At 67.1% G+C, this 25,148-nt stretch carries 17 protein-coding genes; 10 read left to right on the forward strand and 7 right to left on the reverse strand.

What is annotated here, in order from left to right; translation table 11 throughout:
• Positions 1-584 precede the first annotated feature (584 nt).
• The 9 genes from ACWCRJ_RS10215 (at position 585) to ACWCRJ_RS10255 (ending at position 9,396) form a co-directional block, all read left to right on the forward strand.
• The gene (locus ACWCRJ_RS10215; RefSeq protein ID WP_450938838.1) at positions 585-1,589 is read left to right on the forward strand and encodes a UDP-glucuronic acid decarboxylase family protein; all 1,005 of its coding nucleotides are present in this window, start codon (positions 585-587) and stop codon (positions 1,587-1,589) included.
• Entirely contained in the window at positions 1,586-2,299 is a 714-nt protein-coding gene (locus ACWCRJ_RS10220) for a phytanoyl-CoA dioxygenase family protein (RefSeq protein WP_450938839.1), read from the forward strand. The genes ACWCRJ_RS10215 and ACWCRJ_RS10220 overlap by 4 nt, the downstream gene beginning before the upstream one ends.
• A complete protein-coding gene (locus ACWCRJ_RS10225; protein WP_450938840.1) occupies positions 2,296-3,339 on the forward strand; it encodes a glycosyltransferase family 2 protein in 1,044 nt (347 codons plus the stop codon). Before ACWCRJ_RS10220 ends, ACWCRJ_RS10225 begins: the two co-directional genes overlap by 4 nt.
• Complete coding sequence (locus tag ACWCRJ_RS10230) at positions 3,336-4,391, forward strand: glycosyltransferase family protein (RefSeq protein ID WP_450938841.1); 1,056 nt, start codon at positions 3,336-3,338, stop codon at positions 4,389-4,391. The genes ACWCRJ_RS10225 and ACWCRJ_RS10230 overlap by 4 nt, the downstream gene beginning before the upstream one ends.
• Entirely contained in the window at positions 4,388-5,620 is a 1,233-nt protein-coding gene (locus ACWCRJ_RS10235; RefSeq protein WP_450938842.1) for a polysaccharide pyruvyl transferase family protein, read from the forward strand. The genes ACWCRJ_RS10230 and ACWCRJ_RS10235 overlap by 4 nt, the downstream gene beginning before the upstream one ends.
• Before the next feature lie 107 nt (positions 5,621-5,727).
• Positions 5,728-6,750, forward strand: coding sequence for an NAD-dependent epimerase/dehydratase family protein (locus ACWCRJ_RS10240; RefSeq protein ID WP_450938843.1), 1,023 nt, complete (start codon positions 5,728-5,730; stop codon positions 6,748-6,750).
• Positions 6,747-7,502: an HAD family hydrolase gene (locus ACWCRJ_RS10245; RefSeq protein ID WP_450938844.1), complete on the forward strand. Its 756-nt coding sequence runs from the start codon at positions 6,747-6,749 to the stop codon at positions 7,500-7,502. Before ACWCRJ_RS10240 ends, ACWCRJ_RS10245 begins: the two co-directional genes overlap by 4 nt.
• Entirely contained in the window at positions 7,499-8,398 is a 900-nt protein-coding gene (locus tag ACWCRJ_RS10250; RefSeq protein WP_450938845.1) for a glycosyltransferase, read from the forward strand. The genes ACWCRJ_RS10245 and ACWCRJ_RS10250 overlap by 4 nt, the downstream gene beginning before the upstream one ends.
• Complete coding sequence (locus tag ACWCRJ_RS10255; protein WP_450938846.1) at positions 8,395-9,396, forward strand: glycosyltransferase; 1,002 nt, start codon at positions 8,395-8,397, stop codon at positions 9,394-9,396. The genes ACWCRJ_RS10250 and ACWCRJ_RS10255 overlap by 4 nt, the downstream gene beginning before the upstream one ends.
• Before the next feature lie 10 nt (positions 9,397-9,406).
• Here the strand turns inward: ACWCRJ_RS10255 and ACWCRJ_RS10260 are convergent, their stop codons facing one another.
• The 6 genes from ACWCRJ_RS10260 to ACWCRJ_RS10285 form a co-directional block, all read right to left on the reverse strand.
• A complete protein-coding gene (locus ACWCRJ_RS10260) occupies positions 9,407-10,237 on the reverse strand; it encodes an RNA methyltransferase (protein WP_239760576.1) in 831 nt (276 codons plus the stop codon).
• Between the two features lie 611 nt (positions 10,238-10,848).
• Positions 10,849-11,415 (reverse strand): ATP-binding protein, encoded by a 567-nt coding sequence (locus ACWCRJ_RS10265; protein WP_239757842.1) that lies wholly within the window; start codon positions 11,413-11,415, stop codon positions 10,849-10,851.
• A gap of 465 nt (positions 11,416-11,880) precedes the next feature.
• Positions 11,881-15,024 carry an RNaseH domain-containing protein gene (locus tag ACWCRJ_RS10270; RefSeq protein WP_450938847.1) on the reverse strand — a complete coding sequence of 1,048 codons (3,144 nt, stop codon included), beginning with the start codon at positions 15,022-15,024 and terminating at the stop codon, positions 11,881-11,883.
• 39 nt (positions 15,025-15,063) lie between these two features.
• Positions 15,064-18,375: a hypothetical protein gene (locus ACWCRJ_RS10275; protein ID WP_450938848.1), complete on the reverse strand. Its 3,312-nt coding sequence runs from the start codon at positions 18,373-18,375 to the stop codon at positions 15,064-15,066.
• On the reverse strand, positions 18,372-19,619 hold the full coding sequence (locus ACWCRJ_RS10280; protein ID WP_450938849.1) for a restriction endonuclease-related protein: 1,248 nt from the start codon (positions 19,617-19,619) through the stop codon (positions 18,372-18,374). The genes ACWCRJ_RS10275 and ACWCRJ_RS10280 overlap by 4 nt, the downstream gene beginning before the upstream one ends.
• 9 nt (positions 19,620-19,628) lie before the next feature.
• Entirely contained in the window at positions 19,629-20,933 is a 1,305-nt protein-coding gene (locus tag ACWCRJ_RS10285; protein WP_450938850.1) for a helix-turn-helix domain-containing protein, read from the reverse strand.
• 357 nt (positions 20,934-21,290) lie between these two features.
• Between ACWCRJ_RS10285 and ACWCRJ_RS10290 the strand changes: the two genes are divergently transcribed.
• Complete coding sequence (locus ACWCRJ_RS10290; protein WP_450938851.1) at positions 21,291-23,660, forward strand: hypothetical protein; 2,370 nt, start codon at positions 21,291-21,293, stop codon at positions 23,658-23,660.
• A 35-nt stretch (positions 23,661-23,695) separates the two neighbouring features.
• Here the strand turns inward: ACWCRJ_RS10290 and ACWCRJ_RS10295 are convergent, their stop codons facing one another.
• The gene (locus ACWCRJ_RS10295) at positions 23,696-24,934 is read right to left on the reverse strand and encodes a hypothetical protein (RefSeq protein WP_450938852.1); all 1,239 of its coding nucleotides are present in this window, start codon (positions 24,932-24,934) and stop codon (positions 23,696-23,698) included.
• Positions 24,935-25,148: the final 214 nt, after the last annotated feature.

Consider the following 25,148-nt stretch of genomic DNA (forward strand, 5'->3'; position numbering starts at 1 on the left):
GAGGGCTGTTCAGCGTCATTGTGGAGTGCGGGCCAACCGCGCGTGCTCCGCATCTCGCGGTGGCTCCCCATGGAGGTGAAGCCGTGCGTAGGCAAGGGACCACGTCTGGCAAGGGCCAGATGATGACCTTGACGCTCAACACCAGGCAGTCCACAAGGACGCCTCGGCTCCGGTGCTCCCTGGCGGCCGAACCGGTCGCTGCCGGCGTGGCACGCCGCATCGTCCACCACTGCTTCAGCGGCTGGCCGGGCCCGTATGCCGTCAAGGACGACGGCCTGGTCACAGACCGAACTCGCGCCGACGCCGATAGAACCACAGGGGCCTCCGGCGCGACGGGGTGAAGCCCGGTCGGCCGATGACGATGCCGTCGTCGAAGTGATTGACCAGGCTGTCGCCGAACCCCGCTGAGGGACAACGGCGAAATCTCCGAGACCGACCGAAGACTGCTCCTGGTCGCGCTCACCGGGCACTGCGGCTGCACGCCGGCCCTGCCGAACGCCGCTGAGCTCGTAGCACTTCTCGCCACACCTGCTGTGTGGCACAGCCATGCCAACTTTCGTTCACATTGTGAGGAATGAGGCACTATGAGTACCTCTTTACGGAGGCGCGGTCCGGACTCGAACCGGGCCCCCTTCCGCCGTGTGGTCGTCACCGGCGGTTGTGGATTCGTCGGTTCACACCTGTGCGATCTGCTGCTCGACAGCGGTGTCGAGGTGGTGTGCGTGGACAACCTCCTTACGGGCACGGAGGACAACGTCGTACACCGTCAGCCGGACGACCGGTTCGAGTTGCTGGTCCACGACGTCACCGACCCGATCCCGATACCCGGGGAAGTCGATCTCGTACTCCACCTCGCCTCGCCGGCCTCTCCGCAGGACTACCTGCGTCTGCCGGTCCAGACGCTTCAGGCAGGTTCCCTGGGAACCTTCAACGCCCTGGAGTTGGCCAGAGGGAAGAAGGCCCGCTTCGTGCTCGCCTCCACCTCCGAGGTGTACGGCGACCCGCTGGAGCACCCGCAGCGGGAGTCCTACTGGGGCAATGTCAACCCGGTCGGGCCGCGCAGCGTGTACGACGAGGCGAAGAGGTTCGCGGAGGCGGCGACCACCGCCTACCGAACCGAGCACGGTGTCGACACCGCGATCGTGCGGATCTTCAACACGTTCGGGCCGCGGATGCGCGCGGAGGACGGGCGAGCGGTACCGACCTTCATCCGCCAGGCGCTGGCGGGCGAGCCACTGACCGTCACTGGCGACGGCTCGCAGACGCGGTCCCTGTGCTACGTCGGCGACACGGTCCGGGGCATCCTCGCCGTCGCCGCGGGCAGCCACCCCGGCCCCGTCAACCTGGGCAATCCCGCCGAGACCACGATCTTGGAACTCGCACACGTGGTGCGTGAACTGACTGGGTCCGCCGCGCCCGTCGAGTTCGTCGACCGCCCGGTCGACGACCCGGAGCGGCGCAGACCGGACATCGCCCTCGCCTGGGAGCAGTTCGGCTGGAAGCCGGAGACCGATCCCCGCAAGGGCCTGAGCACCACCGTCGACTGGTTCGCCGCGCAGCTCAACGACACCGCAGTGAGGGAACGATGACGCGACACGCACCGCGAAAGACGGAGTCCGCCGAGGCGCTGTCGCACAGGCAGCAGCTCGGCGACGGGTTTCTCCAGGACTTCCGTGCCGACGGCTACGCGGTCTTATCCCAGAAGATCGCGGGAGAGTCCCTCGAAGCCCTCCGCACGGAGGCTGATGCCCTGATCCGGCGCTTCACCCAGGACGGGTACCGCTCGGACGACTACTGGCATTTCACACCCGCGGGCACGGACGCACCCGTTCTCTACCGCATCCACAACCTGGAGAACCAGGGCTCCCCGGCGGCAACACGCCTCTACGCCGACGACAGCCCGCTGCACCCGATGGCCGTCGCCATCCTCGGCGGGCCCATACGCGCCACCGCCTGCGCCATGATCGTCAAACTGCCGGGAGTGGCCGCCCCCGTGCCCTGGCATCGCGACCGGACCAATGTTCCTCCGCACACCGTGTGCAACCTCAGCGTCTTCCTTGACGACTCCGACGTGGACAACGGATGCCTCGAGTTCGTTCCGGGCTCCCACCTGACGCCCGACGCGGAAGAGGCCGAGGCGCTCCGGGCGCGGGGCCCGGTCCGCGCCCTCCCGCTCTCGGCCGGTGACGTCGCTGTACACGACGTCCGCATCGCCCACGCCTCACGCCGCAACGCCTCCCCGAGGATCCGCCGCAGCATCGTCGTCGAGTTCGCCCCCGCTGAGCTGGAGCTGCCGTGACCACCCCCAACCCCACTGGCGAGAGTCCCAGGGTGCGGGTGGCCACCATCACGGTGGGCACCAACGAGTCCCGCTGGCTGGAGCCTTGCTTCGCCACGCTCCTGGACAGCGAAGTCCCCGGGATCGACCTGACGGTCTGGTACGTCGACAACGACTCCCACGACGGCAGCACGGCCTTCGTCCAGGACCGTTTTCCCGAGGTGCGGGTCATCCAGAACGAGAACAACGTCGGCTTCGCCCGCGCCAACAACATCGGGATGCGCGCGGCCCTCGCCGAGGGCGTCGACTACGTCTTCCTCGTCAATCCGGACACCCAGACCCCGAAGTCGCTGGTGCGCGACCTGGCCGAGTTCATGGAGACCTGGACCGACTACGGCGTGGTCGGCCCCATGCAGTACGAGTACGACGAGTCGGGCAGCATCGCTCTGGGCGCGTACAACGACTGGTCGAAATCCGCTCTGCGCTGGGGCGAGCAGCACGCCTTCGCCGGCGACTGGCCGAACCACCCCTCGCCGGCCAGCCCACCCGAAGGCCGGGCCCCGAACACCCTGGAGCACGCCTACGTCCAGGGCTCCGCCTTCTTCGTACGCGCCGCGCTGCTGCGCACCGTCGGACTCCTCGACGAGGTCTTCCACACGTACTACGAGGAGACCGACCTGTGCCGCCGCGCCCGCTGGGCCGGATGGCGCGTCGCGCTCCTGCTCGACGTCGGCATACAGCACTTCGGCGGTGGAGGAACGGCTGGCAGCAGCTACCGGCGCATCCAGATGCGCCGCAACCGCTACTACTACCTCCTCACCGACATCGACTGGCGCCCGCTGCCCATGCTGCGCCTGGCGTCCCGGTGGCTGAGGGACGATCTGCGCGGACGTGGCGTGGGCGGAGTGACCACCTGGTGGCGCGGGACCTGGGAAACCGCGAAAGCCGTGTGCTGGCTCGTGCGCCGCGCACCTCTGATCCGGGCCCGGCGACGTGCCCACCTCCGGCTCGGCTCGCCGACGGGCAGCCACGCTCAACCGCAGGCAAGGGGTGCGCGATGACCACGCCCCGGATTCTGTTCGCCGGCGTCTTCCACTGGAACGCGGGCTCCAGCCACGTGATCGCCGAGTACGCCCGGGTCGCCTCGGCGTCCGAATGCGAGGTCGGCGTCTCAAGCCAACTGTCGCGCCTGGACGGCACGGTGAACGCCCACCTGCCGCTCGTGGACGACATCAGCTGGGCCACCCACCTGGTCCTCGTCTTCGAGGGCAGGCAGTTCCTCTCGACCCGGCAGCGTGAACTCTGCGAGGCCGTGCCGCGGCAGCGGCGCATCATCGTGGATCCCGACGGTCACTGGGGCCCGTACGTCACCGCCGGCGCGGACGACAACGCGGGTGCGGACACCACCGAGTCTTGGCACAAGCTGTATGCCGACCTCAGCGATCTGATCCTGCAGCCGCGCATGAACGAATGCCTTCCCGACGGGGCCGAGTTCTTCAGCTACTTCGGAATGCCGGACATCCACCGGCTCGCCAGCGACCTCCCGCCCCCGCGGGCACTGCCGTACGAACTGCAGTACGTCGGCGCGAACTGGTGGCGCTGGAACGAGATGACCAGCCTCATCCGGGCCGCAGCCGCCGCCCAGCCGCCGGTCCGACCCATCCGCGTGTGCGGACGCTGGTGGACCGGCGCCCCGCACCCCGACCACCCGACCGCCACCGCCAACGTGTCCGGCTGGATGCGGGATCACGGTGTCGAGGTGGCGCCACCCGTTCCGTTCGGTCACGTGGTCTCCACCATGTCCCAGGCGGCGATCACGCCGGTGCTGGCCCGTCCGCTGCTCGCGCGGATGGAGCTGCTGACCCCCCGCATGTTCGAAACCCTCGCCTCGGGCAGCATCCCCGCACTCTGGCCGGACCTGGGCTACCTGTCCGCGCTCTACGGCGACGACGTGGAGCTCTTCCTGCTCGGCGACGATCCGGCCGACAGCCTCGCCCGGATGATCCGTGAGCCGATCCGGTACCGCGAGCGGCTGGCGACCATCCAGCGCCGAGTACACGAACGCTTCAACTACCGCACGGTTCTGGCCGAACTCATCCGGTTCACCCGATGATCCCTGAGAGGTCTGCTGTGTCCAACGTCCTGATCACCGGCGTCACCAGCTGTGAGAGTCGCGGCGTCGAGGCCCTGGCCCGCTCCATCATCGAGCAGCTGAACACCGAAGGCCCCGGGGGAGGCGACAACGTCACCGTCCTCACCCAGACCCCGGTGCTCGATGCGGAATCCCTCGCCCCCACCGGCGCCCGTTGCGTGGCCGACCCGTTCGTCGTCTCCCGGTCCTGGCAGCAGATGCGCCCCCAGGAGAGCCCCGCCGAACTGGCCGAACGCCGCGAACAGCTCCTCGCCGAAACCGATCTGGTCATCGCCACCGGGGGCGACCTGCACACCTCGGACTACGGGGTCTCCACGCCGTACCTTCGTGCCCTCACCGCCGCGCAACAGCGGGACATCCCGACGGTCATGATCGGCCAGTCCGTCGGCCCCTTCGACGACCCGGCCGATGCCGAGGCGTGGCTCGCGGTCGCCACCCGGTGCGATTTCCTCACCGTCCGGGAGAGCGTCTCCCTCGACTACCTCGTGGGCAAGCTCGGCCTTCCCGAACGCCGTGTGCGGCTGTCCTCCGACCCCGCCTTCCTGCTGCCGACAGCCGCTGGCGAGCGAACAGCGGCCGTGCTCAGACCTCTGGGACTCGCCCTCGAAGACCCCTACCTCTGCCTCGCCCCCAGCCAGGGCATCACCCGCTTCAGCACCCTGGAGGAGTCCCAGCACGCGGCAGCACTGACGCGACTCGCCACCTCCCTCGTCCGCACCCGGAAGATGCCGGTCGTCCTCGTCCCGCACTGCCACGACTCCCGCCCGCACAACGACGACCGGATCCTCGCCGCCCGTATCGCCGAAGCTGCCAGCCTGCCCGAGGTCATGGCGCTGCCGGGCGCGCTGACGGCATCCGACTACAAGGGCGTGCTGTCACAGGCCGAACTCGTCATCTCCGAGCGCCTGCACGCCGCGATCGGCGCACTGTCCGGCGGCGCCCCGGCGATCGCGATCGGCCACTCGCACAAGTTCAACGGAGTGCTCGCCGAAACCTACGGTCACACGGTCGACGTCGACGGCATCCACGCGGACGTCCGCGCTTTCGCCCAGGACACCACGGTCATCGACCGGCTCGTCAACGACACCGACGCGACCGCTCTGCGCACCACCCTGCGGCAGCGGCTCCCACTGATCACGGACCGCGCCCGCAGCGACTTCGCTCAGATCAACAAGCTCCTCGGAGCCTGAACCACCAGTCGCACAGGCGGTCCGCCTGCCCGCACCGCATCGCGCACGACCCGCTACGGCCCGTCCAGGGCCGCAGCGGGACCCACTCACGCCAAGGGAGACACGCCATGCCCACACATCTGGTGACCGGCGGCGCCGGCTTCATCGGGTCCCACCTTGCCGCGTCCTTGATCGAGCGCGGCGACGACGTCGTCGTCCTGGACAACCTCGACGGCGGCAAGATCGAGAACGTGCCCGTCGGCGCGACCCTCGTCGTCGGCTCGGTCGCCGACCAGACCACGGTCGCCGAACTCTTCGCCTCGTACCGCTTCGACGGTGTCTACCACCTGGCCGCCTTCGCCGCCGAAGGCATCAGCCACGCCGTCAAGCACCACAACTACTCCGTCAACCTGCTCGGCAGCATCAACCTGATCAACGCCTCGCTGGCCGCCAAGGTCATGTTCTTCGGCTTCGCCTCGTCGGTCGCCGTGTACGGCCACGGACACGTCCCCATGCGCGAGGACGAGCGGCCCGTCCCCGCCGACAGCTACGGCAACGCGAAACTCGCCGTGGAGCGCGAACTCGCCGTCACCATGCAGATGCAGGGCCTGCCGTACTTCGCCCTGCGCATGCACAACGTCTACGGCGAGCGGCAGAACATGGGCGACCCGTACCGCAACGCCGTTGCCATCTTCCTCAACCAGATCATGCGCGACGAGCCGATCAGCGTGTACGGAGACGGCAGCCAGATCCGCGCCTTCACCTACGCCCCGGACATCGTCGGCACCATCCTCGCCGCGGCCGACCAGCCGGCCGCCTGGGGCCAGGTCTTCAACGTCGGCTCGTCGCACACCAGCACCGTGCTGGAAATGGCGCACGCCGTGCGCACCGCCATGGGCGTGCCCGACCACCCGATCAAGCACCTGGCGGCCCGCGACGAGGTCCACGCCGCGTACACCGACAACGGCCTTGCCCGTAAAACGCTCGGCGACTGGGCCGACACCCCACTCGCCGAAGGTCTGCGGCGCACCGCGGCCTGGGCCCGTGAACACGGCCCCGTGGAACCCGCGACCTCCCTCAGCATCGAGAACGACACCGCGGACAAGCCCGAGTGGTTCACCTGGGCCGCCGGACGGGCGGCGACGTCATGACGCGCCGCACCCTGGCCGTCGACGTCGGCGGCGTCCTCTACTACGACGAGCCCTTCGACCTCGCCTGGCTCCAGGGCGTCTGGGAGCTCACGCGCGCGGACGATCCCACCTTCACCATGGACGCCTTCCTCCAGGCCGTGCGCGACTTCTACCAGGGCCGCGCGCCCGGATCACCCCCGCCCAGCCTGTTCCCGCCCAACGGCACGAAGAGTTGGCAGGGTGTCCGCGAGCGCTGGACCTCATTGGTCCAGCCCGTTCCCGGAGCCGTCGACGCCCTCAGCCACCTCGCCGAGGAGTACGAGGTGTGCATCGTCGCCAACCAGCCCCCGGAATGCCTCGCCGCCCTGCACGCCCTCGGAATCGAGCAGCAAGTCCAACTCGTCGCGCTCGACTCCCTCGTCGGCTACGCCAAACCCGACCCCCGCCTCTTCAAGTGGGCCATGGACCGGCTGAGCTGGAAGTCGGAACACACCGTGGTCGTCGGCGACCGGCCCGACCACGACGCCGCTCCGGCACTCGCTCTCGGCTGCTCGGCAGCGAGCGTCCACGTCGACAGCGGCTGGAGCGCGCCTGCTGGGGTCGCTCCCGAGATCGTGACCGCATACCGGGAGCTGAAGATCCAACGCGTCCACACAACCGAGGGAAGCACGAGGCACTGGGCCATCGCCGCCCTCGGAGACCTGGCCGATGTGCTGCGGACCATCAGCCACCAAGAGCGCAGCCCACGCCCCCGCCAGGAGGTGCGCCCATGACCCTCGGCGCCGACTTACCTCTCACCATCGTCATCTGCAGCAACCGCCCCGACAGCCTGCCGGCAGCTGTCACCCGCACGGCTCCGACCATGGGCCCCAGGGACCGCCTCCTGGTCATCGCGGACATGCCCGCTCAGCACCTGCCCACGCTGCCCACAGGCGCCTCGTCGCCTCCGTCCCGCATACGCGTCATCTGCAACGAGGGGAACCAGGGGCTCGCCCACAGCCGCAACAAGGCCATGAAGGAGGCCACGACGCAGCACGCCGTCTTCCTCGACGACGACATCGTCCCCACCGCCGAGGCACTGACCCGGATACGCGAGGCCCTGACCGCCGGCGCACACGTCACCGGGACGAGGATCACCGCCCACCTTCAAGGGCGCCGCCGCCCGTGGTTCTTCACCTCGGGACAGCTGCACTACCTCGGCTCCCACGCGCCGGCCCAGCCGGCGTCGATCTGGGGCGGCAGTTTCGCCATCGACGTCGAGCACGCCCGCTTGCTGGGAGTCGCCTTCGACGAGCGCCTCGGCCGGATCGGCGGCTCCCTCATCTCCGCCGAGGACACCACCTTCGTACGGGAGATGACCGCGCGCGGTGCCACCGCGACGATCCTGCACGACGCCGAGGTGCAACACCTGATCCCCGCCCACCGGCTGACCCTGTCCTACCTGCTGCGCCGCGCCTTCTGGCAGGGCCGCAGCGAAGCACGGCGTAACGACGCGCGGCGAGGCATCGCCAAGGAATGGCACCGCAACCGCTCGGGGAACGGCGCCCGTCCGGTGCGTGCCGCCCTCGCCCTGCTCTACACCGCCAGCGTTCTTCTCGGAGTGTGCCGGGAGGCCGTCACACGGAGCCGTACCAGCGCCGCCGACGCCGAAACCAGGAGCGACCGATGAAGGTAGCCATGGTCATCCCGCCGTACCGGTACGGTGCCGACCCCAGCCAGTGGATCACCGTGCCGCCCCAGGGCTACGGCGGCATCCAGTGGGTCGTCGCCACGCTCATGGACGGACTGCTGGAGGCCGGGTGCGAGATCCTCCTCCTCGGAGCTCCAGGAAGCCCGGTCCAGGACGGCATCACGGTCTCCGACGCAGTGGAGACGGCCGAGATCCACGCCGCCGTCGAAGCCTTCGGCCCGGACATCGTCCACGACCACTCGAACACCGCCGCACTGCCGGCCGACACCCCCAGGCCAACGGTGAGCACACATCACCTCAACGGTGTGCCGGAGCTCCAGACCAACGGCATCTACCTCTCCCGCGCACAACGCACTGCCGCAGGGTCCGTCTCCGCCCCGGTGATCCGTCTACCGGTCAACCCCGCACGCTGTCAGTTCCAGGAGGCGAAGGACGACTATCTCCTCTTCCTCGGCCGGGTCTCCGCGCACAAGGGCGTGCGCGAGGCAGCGGCGTTCGCGCACGCCGCCGGCGTGCCGCTGACGGTCGCCGGACCGGCCTGGGAGAAGGACTACCTGGACGCGCTGCTGGCCGACTTCCCGCATACCGTCCGCTACGTGGGCGAGGTCGGCGGCAGCGCCCGTACCCGACTGATCGCACGCGCCCGAGCGCAGCTCGTGCTGTCCCAGCCGTGGGGAGGGCCGTTCGGCGGGCGATGGATCGAGCCCGGCGCCACCGTGGTCTCGGAGGCCGCCGCCAGCGGCACCCCGGTGATCGCCACCGACAACGGATGCCTGCCGGAGATCGTCCCCGGCGTCGGAACGGTGCTGCCGATCGGGCAGGAGATCACACCCAGCGACGCAAAGGGGGTGCTGGCGTCGCTGCCCACGGCCCAGGTCGTGCGCGAAACAGCGGTAGACCGATGGGGCCACCACACCATCGCCCGCCAGTACCTGGCGGTCTACAAGAGAGCGGTCAACGGCGAGGTCTGGACGTGACCGCGGAAGGTCACGCCGTGCGCTGCTTCGCCAGACGTTGACGGCGCGCTTCGTAGAGAACGACGGAGGCGGCGTTCGACGCGTTCAGGGAGCTGGCCGAGCCTGTCATCGGAATGCTGATCACGTGGTCGCAGCTCTCTCGCCAGGCCGCGCTGAGGCCTGCGGTCTCGTTGCCGATGAGCAGCAGGACCGGTTGGGTCAGATCGAATTCCGAGACCTCGGCATCGCCGTCCTCGTCCGTGCCGACGACGGCGACCGGCCGCCCCTGAGCGCGCTCCTTCTCCAGCCACTCCATGACCTCGTGGTGCGACTGGCTCCGCACCACGGGCACGGCGAAGAACGATCCCGTGGAGGCACGGACCGACTTGGGGTCGTACGGGTCCGCGGCGTGCCCCGTCACGATGAGCCCGCTCGCGCCGAAGGCATCGGCTGACCGCACGATGCTTCCGATGTTGCCGGGCTGCGTCGGCCGGTCGAAGACCAGACCGAGGAAGTCGTCGCGAACCTTGATCCGCGACAGGCTGTCCGGCGCCATCTCGACCACCGCCAGGACCTCCGCAGCCCCGTCGGCCTTCTCGCTGAGCTCGGCGAGCAACTGCGGCGCCATCGCGACGCGCTCGGCGCCGACACCGCGCAGTAGATCCTCGGCCCATCGGGAGAGCGGGCGGCTGGCGTCGTAGAGCAGGGACCGAACGGTCCAGCCGTGCTCCACGGCCATCGTGATCGGCCGCACGCCCTGAACGAGGAACTCCTTGGCACGCCCTCGCTTGGTGCGGTTGTTGAGCAGCGTCTGCAGCTGCTGGAAACGGGCATTGCGGGTCGTGATCCGCTGCACTGCCACCCGTCCTCCAAGCCGAAGATGATCATTGCGAAACCGGTCGTCCCAGGCGGAACACGGCACTGGGCACCCAGCAGGTTACACGGGTCTGGATCGTGACCGTACGTGTCCATCCGTTGTGCAGGCGTCTTGGCTTTGGGCGGCAACGCACACGAGATCGTCCTGTTGGCAACGACCAAGCCGAGAGTCATCAGCGTCAGCGTGGGGGCCCACAAACGTGGCGCGGAAGAACAGAGCTATGAGTTTTCCGTCCCGGCTTTCCAAGTTGCGGTGCCGCTCACGGCGCATACGCGTGGGCAACTCCGGGATGGCAGGCGACTTCCCCCACAGCCAGGCAGCGTCCAGTCCGCGGGAGGCATCCCCAGGCTTCCCAGTCGAACAGGCAGAACTGCGGGGCTGTTCCGTTGGCCCACGTGAAATGTGCGCCGGCACCCATTTTCGGATCGTCGAATCTAGGACGCTCGGGAACACCGCCTGGAGTACTCAGTGACGCCAGCTTGGGCGACGGTCACGGTGTCCGGCGTTGCGACGTGCGTCGTGTGGTGGGCGGTCAAGCGCACCGAGCGAGGCGTTCAGCGCCGCTCACCAGGGGGCGGCCGTTTCGGATTGCAGCTTCAGGCAGCCTGATGTTGATTCTCAGCAGTTGCTGCGCCGAACGACGACCGAGAGTTGACCGACGACGCCATTCGAGCGGGACACTCGGTTCGTCGGACGGCAGCCTCACCCGCGTGCGGTGAAGGAGGTGCATCCGCAAGGTAGTCGTCCGTGTCCTCGGCCGAAGGCTCCGGCGTGATCTCGAACCATGTCGTCTTGCCGTTCCGTTCCGGTCGCGTCCCCCAAGCGTCAGCCAAAGCATTCACGAGCAGCAGCCCCCGACCGCTCTCCTCATCTGGCCCAGCCTCAACAGCACTCGGCAAGAGGGGATCGGTGTCCGTGACCTCGACTCGGAGCCGCTCATCAGTCCGCGTCACAGCGACGTCGCAGGGAGCATCTGTGTGCAGGACGGCGTTGGCGATCAGTTCGCTCGCCAGCAACTCGATGTTCTGCAGTGTTTGACCTGACAAGACAAGGCCCAAGTCCTGGGCCAGCACGGTGACTTGGCGGCGCGCCCCCGGGACAGCGTCGACAGCCGCCGCAACCGTGAATCCGTACTTCGGACGTTCGGGATCGCGACGTGCCATGACGACAACCTCACCTTGGTAGCGGCCTCAGGAGAAAGAAGCCTTCCACCCGGCAAGAGCTGTGTGAGGACAGTCTGTCCGTAGGCTGGCCACGCATGATGCCTTGATGCTGCGGCGAGTTGTGATACGAGGCCAGCCTTCGTCGGGGCTGTCGAGGTGAAGTCCCTTGAGTGAACCGTACCCCGCCACACCTTGTGTCAGGTCACGGCCGTGACGATCGCCTGCCGCGCTGAACATGGCAGCGGCCACCTGCAGCGGTCGTCCGCGGCGTGATCTTCCATTCGGAGCGCGGGAGTGAGGGAGCTTCGCGGGAGTCCCCCCGTTCCTGCCGCCGGCTGAGTGGGAAGAGGCCAAGGAGCCCGGAAGCTTCGAAGTGAGTCTCCTCGTGCCAACCTTGCGTGGCTGGCTGGGCGGAGTTGATCGCGTTTGGGGGCTCTGGATGCGGAACGGTTTGTGCGCCGGCGTTCAGCTGGCTCCGGTTGCTGAGTTGAGGATGTCCCTCTGTTCCTGGTCGGCTTCCCCGTTACTGGGGGCGGATCGCCTGTACTGGGGGTGGTCGAGGTCCATCTGGAGTGCGGCGTGCAGGGGGGCGGGGTAGCGGGTGCGCTCGGACCAGGCCAGGGCGTGATGGGAGAGGCAGGCGGTGGCTCGGGCGAGGTCTTCCCGGGAGTGGCGGCGGGTGAACATGGGATTGATCTCTCGGGTGGTGATGGAGTGCCAGTTGCCGTTGAGTTCGCTATCACCCCGCGCGTCCCTCTCGTCGCTTGCGCGCCAGCGGGTGCGGTCGTCCCCGAGGCGACTGCGGTTGTGGGTGCGGGATTCGCTGAAGAGGAACCAGGGGTGTCCCTCGGGCCGGTGGCCGGGCCAGGCCAGATACTGGCTGACCTTGATGAAGGGGTCGAGTCCCTTGGCCAGTCGGCCTTTGGTCATGGACTCCTTCTCGGCGTAGACGAAGCGGGGAAGTTCGTCCTGCATGGTGTTGACGCGGATGTAGCTGATCGGGTGCAGACGCTCGTCCGTAATTTCCTGGTTTGGAGTCCAGAGGCGCTTGTCTTCCTCAGGCAGGCTGTCGCGGGTCAGGCCGAAACTCCTGTTGTGGAAGCCAGGGTAAATGCGACGCCATGCGTGACCGTCGAGCATGACGGCGAGATCGAGACCGGCCATTTCGGGCCTCTGTTGGAGCTGTACCAGCGCACGGGCCGCGTCGCTGCCGACCTCGCACCATCGGTCCATTCGCGTCTTGCTCGCGTCTTTTTCGTTGTGCAGGGGGTAGTTCTTGGCATGGAAGGCGGTGTTCGCGTCGTAGTACGGGGCCCAGGTGTTGGTGATGTTGCTCCAGCCGAGCATGGTCCATACGCCGCCGGGCTTGCTGGGTGGGATGAGCACGGCAGCAGTGGTGATCCAGAGGGGCTCGCCCCGGTAGCGGTTGCTCTTGGTCTGCATACGGCAGTGCAGGCCGCAGTAGGCGATGCGGGGCAGCGGGTTCTTTTCGGGGTGCAAGATGGCCTCGTACCGGTCGTCGACAACGCCGAGGCTGCGGTGCATGTCAAGGACGGCGCTGAACGCGGCGTGGTCCTTGTGGTACTCCTTCTTCTGGGCGGGGATCTCGGTCAGGACGGGGCCGGCCGTTCCCTTGCGGTACTGGAGCTTGGCGCCCACGGTGAATTGGCTGGGCACGCGTGCTTCAGCGAAGAGCCCACGCACCGCGTGCTTGGCGTCCTTCTCGTTCCTCTCGGTCTCCTCAGCCCTTTTCTGGGCCGTGCGGCTGCCGTTGGCCGGCGTGTTTGCACCGTCCTGGTCGGTGCGGGGCATCTCGGTTTCGCACCAGACGACCAGGCGGGTCCCCGGCTCCTTGTAGCGGTTGATGATCGTGTTGACTTCGGTGCGGCGGATGCCAGCGCGTTCTGTGCCGTGCTGAAGGAGCTTTTCTGCCTTGTGGAGCACCAGGCGGATACCGGGGCGGAGCTCGACCTCGCGGTGTGAGGGTTTGATGGTCTCGGGATCGATGCCGTAGGCGCAGGCGAGTGCCTGCACCATGCGCTGCCGCGTGGGATACCGGTACCACAGGCCGAGATACACCAGCTTGTTCTCACCCTGCTTTTCGATGGAGCGCTGGATGGAGTCCGGGGAGGGGAGGCCGACCTTGTCCTGGAAACGGGCAGCTGTCTTCTTGCTGTTCTCGTCGTCGCTTGCCTTCCCCTGCGCCCACTGCAGGTGGGATGTGTCCTGCAAATACCGCTTGCCGAAGCCTTTGCTGTCACTGACCAGGGTCATCACGGGCACCGCGTTGCTTTCGCTTTCGCTGTTACCGGCCAGTTCCGGGGCGAAGGAGGCGTGGAGGTGCTCCATGATCAGACGGTGGTGATGGGTGCCGGTGCCGGTGCCGACACCGTTGCTCTTGGGCGTGGTGGCGTGCAGGGGCCGGACCTTGCCAGGCGCCTCCATGGTGAGTGATTTGTCGTTGCCGCGTTTGTCGATCTCCGTATTGGCCCGGGTCTGGACCGCGAGCAGGCCCGTGTGGTCGACGTCCAGACGGGCGGCGATCTCGAGGCCGTATCGGTTGGCGGACTTCAAACCCCCGGGGCCGTCCAGCTTGAGGGAGAGGACCGGCTTGTCGGTCCCGCAGTCCACCATGGCGGTCTTGGCGTAGATGACGGCGTTGCTGATACGCCGGTTGCTGCCGTGGAAGTGGATGACCGGGTTGGTGTAGCCGGTGAAGGTGGCCATCTTGGTGTCAACGCGGGAGAGCGTGTAGTCCCGGGCGCTCCAGTCTTCGGCGAGCCCCGACCAGTTGCCAGCGATCTGCTGTGTCGCTTCGGCGCTTGGGGGGTGCCCGATGTGTGCGAAGGCGGGTCCGAAGGGGTGGTCCCAGGCGATGACGCTGCCGTCGCTGAGCGGACGGTAAGTGAGGGTGACGGCGGTTTCGGCGTCCTTTGCCCATCCCGCTTGCCGGGGCTTGGCCACCTCTTCTGATTCCCTGCCGTCCTCTGTCTGCTCGGGCTCCTTGCTCTTCGGCATCACCGGCGTCATGGCGTACTCGGTGAAGGGAGTCCCGGCGAACTTGTCGGCCATGCACCAGCGCACGGCCTGGTAGGCCCAGTCGGGCGGGTTGGGGGCGAGGCCGCCGTGGTTGAGGATGACATCGGCCAGGGAGAGCTTCGCCGGCGTGGTGGCACGGACCAGGCCCGGCAGGGTGGATTTCCCGGTGTCGGAGGCGCTGTCGAGCGACGTGCCCTTGACCGCGGCTTCGAGGTAGGTGAACAGCTTGGCGAGCTTGACGGGGTCGATCTCCTTGAGGGAGATCATGTAGCGGAAGTGCTTGTCGAGGTGGACGTAGCCCTCGGCGAGGGCTTGCAGGGCGGTGGTGGCGATACTGAGCGGCCAGAGCATCGCCACGTCCACGCCTTCGGGGAGATTCTTGTTCTTCCGGCTCTCCCCAGCCCACGCACCATACTTGTGCCACTCGACGAGAATCTCCGGCTTGTCTTTTCGTCCTTCTCCGCCGAAGTCGCTCCAGTCGTGGAAGGACCACACGTACGCGTACTGGCCCGCCAGCATGGCGTCGTTCAGGAGGAGGGAAGAGGTGTAGATGGTGGTGAGCTTGGCCATGCGGCTGCCGGAACCTCTCTTCGATCAGACCGGCCGGGATCAGGAGAAAGAGTGCGAGACCTCGGCGTAGCGCAGGAATTCGATGATGGCTCGACCGTACAAACGGTTCATCATCTCGCGTTCCTCCGGTGACCAAGCATCGTAGATGAGTTGAATGACCTCTGCGAGGCCCGTTGTGTATTTGGTGCCCAAGGCGGCCTGATCGACTACGAATAGATCCATGTCGGTGTCGCCGCGTCGTGCCCGTCCGGCGAGTTGGATCAGCTCCACGAGCATGGAGCTGATCAACTCCATCTGAAGATCTTGATGCATGCTGGAGAACCGCGTGGGAGAGCGCAGGATTTTCACCAGGTGCTCACGGGCTGCGGTGCGGGCGTGCTCGATCGCCTCGTAAGGGTCGTCCCCGCTGAAGGAGCGCGCGGCACGTTGGCCGCATGCGTTGACGCTGCCGTGCATCCACGCGGGGTCCTCGATGCTGAGGACTGGCCGGACGCACAGGTAGACGTCGCTGATGGCTGAGCGGGTCTCGACCACGATGTTCAGGCCGCGGGCGATCCGGGCCATGGGGGCAATGAGGATGTCGCCGAACTCGTGGAAGTCCTCCAGCTCCTCGGCGACGATCGCGCGCACGCCCTTGGGGAGGATGTTTCTGTACTCCGCGAGATCTTCACGGCGCAGCAGCACGCATACGCGATGTGTCATCCCTTCCGCCTGCGCCATGCCGATGGCGAGGTAGATACCTTGCTTGTAGCCGTTGACCTGGAGGATGCAGCGGGCTCGGTCGGGGTCGTTGCGGGCCAGCCAGTCGAGACGCCCTCGAAGCTGTTGTTCGTAGATCGCCTGGCCCATCTCCCGCAGTGCCGAGAGCTTGTGCTCGTCGTAGAGGCCGGCGATCTGGATTCCCTCGCCGCCGGGCACCTCGCTGTTGGTGACGGGCAGTCTGTTGGCTCTGATGGACTCCTTGACGTCGGGCATCCACCAGGCCACGGGTGCATGGACGTGCTCTCCGGAGGCGTGGGGGAAGAACGCAGTGGCCGACAGGCCAAGGACGGGACGTCGTACCCCGGCCGCCATCAGCGAGGTCAGACGGCCGAGTTCGCTGATGAACGTGTGAGGGTCACCGATGGTGGCGCTCTCGCGGAGTTCGGCTGTCGGCTTGCTGTCGTCACCGATTCCGGTCACCTGGTATCCGTGGATGTCGCGGCCCAGCATGCCGGTCGGGTACAGCTTGGAGACCGTGCTCCGGTACGTCATGGCGAGGATGTCCCGTGCTGCGGCGCTGTCGTGGTCCTGGACCTTCTGCGCCTGTTCACGCAGGAGAGAAAGAGCCTGTCCCAGTTCCAGCAGGATGGCGCGCACGGTGATGAGGTTGACGAGACGGGCACGTACGGTGTCCTCGGTGACCGTCTCCTCAATGGACTCGTGCATGGCCTGCTTTATGGGAAGCAGGTTGTGCCGGCCGCGTGGAGAGACAAGGTCGTAGAGCTGGTCGGTAAGACGCTCCCAGTCGGCTCCCTCCGGCATCGGCAGCACCTCGACGGGCTGGTCTTCGTCCGAGTCTTTGCCGGGCATGAGCTGGTTGAGCAGGGTGAACAGCTCATCGGGGATCGGTTCGTCGACGTCGTGGTCGTCGGGGAACAGGTAGTTGATGATCTCCCGGTCCCGGGACGTCGCGGTCCGCCATCCCCTGTTGTCGCGGTAGGCGTCGTCCTTGTCGTCTTGGGCTTTGCTGAGCGCGGGCGGGTTGAGGATCAACTGTTTGGTCGCGAGCCACAGAAGCAGGTTCTCGGCGGTCAAGCGGGCGTGGCTGAGGGGGTTTGCGAGCAGTTCGCGCAGGTGTGGCGGGAGATTGCGTCTGTCGTCATCGACGATGTCCAGCAGGGACTTCTTCATGAGGGACGCGAGGACCGCTTCCTTGGCGCATCCCTTGATGGCACTGAGTTGGAGGGCGTCCACCTCGTCCACGACGAGCAAGTGACACATGCGTGCCATTGCTTCGAACACGGACGCTCCTCGGGTCCCTCTGGGCTTGCTCTGGAAGGAGTCGCTGTCGAAGACGACTCCGGTTCGCAGAGTTCCTTCCACGAAGTTCATGTGGTTGGTGACGATGACGCTGGCGCGGGTCGCTTCGTAGAGAGGCCGGAACTTGTCGCACACCGGGATGAACGGACAGGCGTAGGTGCCACTTTCTCCGGGCTTGCTCAGCGTCAGGCAGTTCTCCTCGCCGGCCGGGAATGGGTCCTGGACCGTCATGTACGCCTTCTGGGCGCACGCGTAGCCCACCTCGGCAAGATCTTCCAGGTTCTTGCCGTCCCACTGCTCGATGGGGGTGTCCTTCATGAGCGCCCCGTACTCCAAGGCACGTTCGTGGCGCTTGGCCGGAGACATCAGCGCGGCGCACGTCTTGGGCTCAGGGAGCTCCTTCAATTGGTACAGCCAGTCAAGATCGCTGCCGATGTCCCGTTTCATCTTCAAGGTGGCCTTGACGTCCGGGACGACAATCCCCAGACGCAGGTCCCGCTTCGCCATCAGCGCGGCCAGCACCCGTACCAGGACCGTTTTCCCGCTGCCGGTGGGCGCGTTGAGGATCTGGAAGCTGCCGTTCATCAGCTCCAGGGCCTTGACCTTGCCGCTGGGGCAACGGAGCTTCTTCAGGAACTTCTTCACGGTCCGGCGGATGTACTTGGTCCCCGCCTTGCGTTCGGGACGGCTCAGGAGTTCGGCGACCTCCAGGATCTCTTTCTTGCCGAACGAGAGCTCGGGTGTCTCAGGAACGGTGACGATGTGGGGAAGGGCGTCGTGACCAGGGGCCTCGTCGAAGTCCGGGGCTGAGGGGAAGGTGAGGCCGACAGCGGCCCGGCCGAGATCCTTGCCGAGGTAGGCGACGCGGGTCGTGTAGTGGCCCGGGCCGGCGAATGCCAGCGCGCGCGGGCGTTTGCCCATGGAGTAGTAGCCGCGAATGATGCTGTCGGCGTAGTCCAGTGGCGGCTCGGGCAGGTAGCAGAGCACATGCCCGGTCGTGCCGTCGGAAGGCAGCTCAAAAAGTCCGTCGGTCAGGTCCACGCAATGTTCGCTGTCGTCGCCCAGCATGGCCCGGAGCGCAACGCGAACAGCGTCGGCCGACGTGTAGGAAGAGGGCAGCTTTCTGACGACGCGCGCGAAGACGCGGTATTCGTCTGCTGTGAGCTGCTCCCATTGTTTCAACGCCCAGGGTTTGCGTTCGGCGAGCAGGGCCACGTGCCGGAAGGACGCGATGGGCGTGCCGTCGTCGCTGGTTGCCGGGAAGAGGTGGCTCGCCAGGGCGAACGCGGCGAGGAGGGCGTCCTGCTCGGGGGAGCGTCCGCTGCTCACATGTACTCCTTCAGGCAGTCGGTGAACAGGGCCAGGAAGTCGGACGCGGTTATGGCCGTCATGTCAATTCGTTCACGGTGAATGACGGATGTGAGGTAGTCGACCTGCTGGCGGCGGTGGTCGGGCACTACGAGCCAGGTGGCTCCGCCCTTGTCGCCGCGGTCCTCGATGAGCTTCTTGGCCAGGGATCCGGACCAGGTGTAGTCCTTGACGTCGATGGAGAAGACGACGGTGTCGCCGTCTTTGACCTCAATGTCGACGCGGTCGTTGTCGGGCCAGACCTTGACCGTCAACCGTGTCTCTGCAGCGGCTTCTTTGAGGACGTCGGCAAGCCTGAGTTCTGGGAGGCCGGGGATGCAGGTGCTGCGCCAGACACGTCGCACAAGCGCACGGTATCCCTCAGCAGGCCGTGCCCTTGGGGTTTCACGCGATGCTCCCGTATAGAGCGGCATCTCGGCTTTGCTGGGGATGTAGATGCGGTCCTCGGCATGGAGGACAGGGACCTGGTCGCGGGTGGCAGTGAAGCTGAAGCGGGCTCCGGTGTCTTGGTGCCATGGGTAGAGGCACCTGACGGCGTAGGTCCTGCCGTCGTCGTGCGGAGTCACCTGCATGGGATAGGCGCAGGCGGGACATCCGAACCACCACTGCCGCTTGTATAGGCAGTAAGAGGGGATGTCCTGATAGAAGACCTGAGCCACGGCAGGAGGGAATCCGAGTTCCTCCAGCTGTTCCTTGTCGCAGACTGGGTATTCGATGATGTTCCGGCGGTGCCGCTCGTAGAGGCCGCCCTTAATGGCTTTGAATACTTGCTCCTGGCCGAACTCACTCTCGAGCTCGAAGTGAGTGAACCTCTCCCCGCGTCGCTGCTTCTTGTCGGCGATCTTGAAGATCTCTGCGGCTTCCCAGAGCAGGTCGCAGCCCTCCTGAGTGGACACGCCCACACTGTCGAGGAAGCGGAGGTTACGCAGGGGGCCGGTGAGTGCCTCTTCGGGGAAGATACCGACGAGGCTCCCGGCCTGGTCCCCGGAAAGACGATCGAGAAGGTCCCGGAAGGTGACGCGGTGGCCGGGGCCGACCGTCGCCATGATCACTCCCTGGGCCTCCATCAGTTTCTCGACGCGCTGCCCGGAGGAGAGACCGTCGTTGTAGCGGGCCTCCTCGCACAGTACAAACGCGCTGGCGGCCCGCAGAACTGTCTCGTCGAACTGCCACTGATCAGTGTGTGCTTCGCCGTGCTCGGACATGCGGGCAGCCTACGAGCCACCACTGACAGTCGGGGTCCGGTACTGCGGCGGGATGAGGTCTTCGAGGCCGTCGGTGGGAACCGTCGGATACAGCTCGCGGTACTGGGAGAGGTAGTCGGCGATGTGTCTCCAGCCGGAGGCTGAGGGATACCAGGCGTGCCGCCCCCAGGTTGCTCCCTCGGGGAGTCTATGTTCGAGGTAGCCCCGAGAGGGTGCCTCCTGGCCAGGACCGGTTTTGACCGTCAAGTGCAGGCGAGCCCGGCCGACCAGGTCGTAATCGCCGCCGTGCTGACTGGCATAGGCAACGCGCACCAGCGTGCGCCACAACCACACCGACATCATCGGGGCGAGAGTGCTTTGGCTACGGGAAACGCCGAGGCCGGCGCGGGCAACCGCTCTGCCCCGCTTGGTCATCTCGACCCGACTCCGCTTGACCCGCCCGGCTCCGGGGATCGTGACGGTGTCGTGGTGCACGGTGATCAGGCCGCGCCGATTCAGCGCCGCGATGGACGGGCCAGTGCCGGGGTCATGGACCCCGTGGTCGCGGAGACGTTCCTGAAGACGGCTGTAGCCGGTGATCTCCGGCGGGGCGTAGAGGGCGAGCGTCATCTTCCGCCACTCGGCGGCGGGGCGACGCTGGCCGCTGTGCGCGTGGCGCTTGCGCTCTGCCCGCTGTTCTTCTGTGTCCTGGAGGAAGCAGGCTTCCAGGTAGATCCGCTGGCGGTCATTGAGACCGTTCCACGTTTCCATGAGGGCGGAGCGTTCCGGGCGGGGGCCCGGCTTCGGCAGTACCGGGGCGGCCTGGTCAGGCCGGGTTCTGCGCCATGCATCAACGACCACGTGCTCGGGAAGCTTGTACACCAGGGCGAGGGCCTTGGCCAGACGGCCGGCGTGCTCGGGCGTGGAGCAGGCTACGCCGCGTACCGGCAGGCCGCGTTCAAGGCGGAGCAGCTTGGTGCCGTCGAAGCTGATGCCACGCATGACCTTCCTGCTGGACACGGCCTGCGCCGCGTGGTCAGCACTGCTGAACCCGGCTTCCCGTCGAAGATCGCGGAGAGTCGTACTTCCCCTGGGACGGCTCGTGAGGTAGTGAACATCGACCTTGAAGAAGCTCATCAGAGCGGGCAACTGGCGGGCTTCCGGCTTGCGCTGACCGCTCTCCCAGTAGGCGACAGTCCGCTGAGTGACGCCTACAGCGTCGGCGAGCGCGCGACGGCTCACTCCCCCAAGTTCCCGTAGCTGCCGAAGAACCTCAGGCTTGAACGACTCTTCTCGTCCCATGCTGCTCCAGGGAATCGTATGGAACAGTTCCATGCAACCGACTAGAACCAGATTTAGCACAAAGTGTTCGAGGAAGGCAGGGTTCGGAGTACGCAAGTCAGAGATTGGTGAACCTGGTGAGTACGGTTCAGCTTGAGGGGCGATCATCCCGAGGCGTGTGGGAGGGCATTGAGATAGCGGATGGTCTGAACCCGCAGGTGCTCGCGCTGCGCCATGACATCAAGTGAGGCTTGTGTGGCGGATGCTCGCCACCGCAGGCCCGCGCTCCGTCGGCCAGACAGCTGTAGCTGGGGAGTTGTACACGAATCTGCACGTGCCAGGTTGTTTCGAACACCTGCGGACGCGTACGTGTGATCCCTACGGTGAGGAGACAACAGTTGCAGATCGTTCGTGGGGAGTGCAGTGGACCCGGAGATCGTCGCTCTCGGGAGCATCGTGATCAGCAGCCTGGTGGGGAACGCCATGCAGGATGCCTGGACCTGGGGCAAGGGCCGGTTGGTGGCGCTGTTCGTCCGTGACGGAGCCGAGGAGACGGCGGTTGACGACGAACTGGAGCAAGCTCGTCGCCAGGCGCTGGAGGCGCGGGAGGCCGGCGACGAGGACACGGTGGACGAGATCACGGGCGAGTTGTCGAGTCGGGTGCTGGAAGTGTTCACCGAACGTCCGGACGCCGTGCGGGAGGCGCGCGAGCTTGTCGGAGAGGCTCTGACGAGGGCGACGCCCGCCGAGGCGTCCTCGGCTCTTCTCCACTACGTCAACCACACTGCACTGTTCCGGGAGATGGACAGTCACTGGCGCGTGTGCCGGGAGTCCAGGACGGTGACGTCTGTTTTCCTCAGCGGTGTACGAGGGGTGGGGAAGCGCAGTACGGCGCGACAGTGGATCCACTCGCACCGGGACGTCCTCGTCGGGGCGTTCCTCCAGGCCGACCTTGGGATGCGGGGTGGGCGGATGGCTGACCCGGCGGTGGTGCTGGAGCGCTGGCTGGACGAGCTCGATGTGCCGAGGGAAGAGCGTCCGGCTGACGTCCCGGCCAAGGCGCGGCGGGTGCGTCACGAACTGCGTGAGCGGTCGGCGGTCTTCCTGCTCGAGAATGTCACGACGACCCGTCAGGTGCGTGAGCTGCTGACCGACCAGCCGTACGGCGTCGTCCTCATGACGGGGCAGGAGGCACCGCACGACCTGACGGCCTTCCTGGAGTTCCTTCTGCTCCCGGTTCCGGCGCTGCGGGACGAGCACGCTCTGGAACTGCTGGTCAAGGTGAGCCGTACCACCGAGGACCCGGCCAAGCTCGAACCGATTGTCCGATACCTGGGCGGCCTGCCGCTGGCGCTGCGGCTGATCGCCGGACATCTGAAGGCGCCCGTCCCCGGCGTTGTGGAGGACGTCGGTGCCCGGCTCGCCGACCGCGCCGCACGACAGGAGCTGCTCGACGTGGACGATCCGAATCCCCTGCCGGAAGCGCTCGAACTGGCCTACGGGCGCATGGCCGTGCGAACGGCGCAGCTCTATCGCCGCCTGGGGTTGCTGGTGTGTGAGGATTTCCAGCTGGACACCGTGTTCGCGCTCGTACCGGACTGGGAGCCGTCGGAGGTGCGTGCCGCGCTGAGCGCCTTGATTTCGGGCGGTCTGGTCGAGCGCCGGGGGCTAGACGCGTACCGGATGCACATCCTCGTCCACGATCACGCGGCGACCGTCGCGGAGCGCGACGAGACGGAAAGTGAACGCGAGGCGGTGCGGCGGCGGATCGCCCATCACTTCCTGCGGATCACCGAGCGGGGTGAGCAGACGCTGTCGACGCGCTGGCTTTACAGCCCCATGAACGTCTTCCCGGCGGACACGGCAGCCGACGAGCGCCAACAGAGCGAGGCTTTGCGTGAGCTGGCTCGACGCGAGGCCGGCATCTTCGCCGCCGTGCGGTCGGCCGCCCAGGCAGAGCTTCACCTGGAGGCGTGGCGCCTGAGCCAGGCCATCCGGACCTTCTGCCTCCGTACCGGACGCCACACCCAGTGGATCGAGGCGGCCAAGACCGGTCTGGCCTCGGCGCTGGAGACCGGTGACACGATGGCGGTGGCCCGTGCGTCCTACGAGCTGGGCTTCGCGCACCTCGAACGCTGGAACGTGGAGGAGGGCGATCCGCGGCTGGCCCGAGAGTACTTCGAACAGGCTTTGAGCCTGGTGAACCCCGGTGTGCCTGGCCGGAGCGAGGGCGAACGTCGCACCGAGTCCAGCGTCCTGGAAGGACTGGGACTGTTCGAACGCAAGCTCAAGCGCCCCGAGCACGCGATCGATCTGTTCAGCCGTGCCCAAGCCGCGCTGGAGGGGATCGACCATCCCCGTGGCAAAGCCCTCCTCGCTCTGCACCTGGGCGGTACGCATACGGCGCTCACGCGCTACGACGCTGCGGAAGCTGAACTCCTGCGCGCGGTCGAGGAGTTCGAGGGCCTTCCGGACGGACCGGATCGCTTCAACATGGCCAAGGCCCGGCTACGTCTCGCCGAGAACCGCCGTGCCTGCGGGCGATTGCGCGAAGCTGTCGAGGCACTGGACATGGCGGTGGACGGCATGACCGGCGTGGGCTCGGCCTACTACGCTGCGCAGGCTCTCCTGCTGCGCGGAGACGTCCGCACGCAGTTGGGAGACCGGGAGGCCGCCGTCGAAGACTGGACCTCCGCCCGCGCGCTCTACGCGGAGGAACACAGCATTCACGAGGATGACGCACGGCACCGCCTGGAGCGGGAGGGCGACGAGCAGGAGTAGGGGCCGGCGGCGCACAGGCCGCCACCGAGGTGGGCTCAGACGTAGGCCAGGTCGAGCAGCCCCGGGTCGGGCAGGTCGCCGGCGCGCACGACGATCCGCTCCGACCGTGTCGGGCGGGCACGGGCCGCCCCCGCAGCGCCCTCGCGCACCGTCCACGCGTAGAACGCCGACGCCGCCAGAGCGAAGGCCGCCCAGGCGGGACGCTCCCGCCAACTCACCCGCACACGACTGCCGTCCGGAAGCAGCGCAAGGCACCCGCCCTCCTCCGTTTCCGCGGCGAACAGCCCGCAGCCGGAGGACTCTGCAGCCCAGGCGCACCACGGGTCGTCCTCCGGACGGGCCGCCGTGCGCCCGCGCGGAACCAGCAGCACGTCGGCGGTACGCGGCCATCGGCGGTCAGGGTCGTCCCGGTCGGCGGCCAGATGAGCCGACGCGATGTGCGGGCCATGGCCGTTCTGCCGCGCCGCGGGGTAGCGGCGGACGATCACTTCACCGTCAGCTGCCCCAGTGCCGCTGTCCGTCACGGAAACGGTGACGAACATGGGCGCCTCATGAGGAACGCGGCGGGCGCCCGGGCCGGAGGGCTGGGACGGTACGGGTATCGCAGACACGGACGCGGGATGGCCGGGTTCGTCCAGCCGCAGCCAGGTGTAGAACAACCGGCGCAGCAACTCGGCAGAGCGGCCCGGTTCCGACGTGACGGTCTCCCCAACCGCCTGGAGCTCCAGATCGTCCCGCTGCCCGTCCAAGGCGGCGATCTGGCGCAGCAGGGGGCGATCGGCGGACAGGCGAGGCAGTATCCGGCCGAGCCTGGCCATGGGGGATCCCGGTGCCACCTTCGATTCGTCGAAGGCGCCGAGAATGCAGGGAATTCCCAACGCAATTCCATACATGGTCAAGGAGCCATGGTCTCCCAGAAGGAAATCAGCCGCGCAGAGGGCCGCCTTCCATGTGTCGCTTTCCGGAACCGGCAAGAGAAGCCCGGAATCCAAAAACGGAGCCAACCAGCTGTGCAGCTGCCACGAGCCATGGCCATGCCAGGAATTCGGATGGATAGCCGCGAGCACACGGAATTCTTCAGCGGAAAGCTCGGCCAAAACTCGACGGAGAACGTCGGCGCGCGGTGAGCCGAGCACCGAACCACTTCCCCACGTCGAGGACACGACCACGAGCCGCTGGCCCGGCAACAGCCCGAACGCCTGCCGGTAGCTCTCGCGGAAGGGGAGGCTGTCACGCAGTTGGTCGATACACGGGTCGCCGGCCACAACGGCCATGGGCAACGCCTGTGGACAGCTGACCGCAAGTCGATCGAGCTGTTCCTTGTGGGACAGGACGATTGCTGACGGGACAACGTGCCCATCGTGCAGGAGCCACTCCTCCGTGAGTCCGAAAGCTCCCGGCTCCCGGCTCCCGGCTCCCGGCTCCCGGCTCCCGGCTCCCGGCTCCCGGCTCCCGGCTCCCGGCTCCCGGCTCCCGGCTCCCGGCTCC

It is taken from the genome of Streptomyces sp. NPDC002324 (assembly GCF_053593335.1).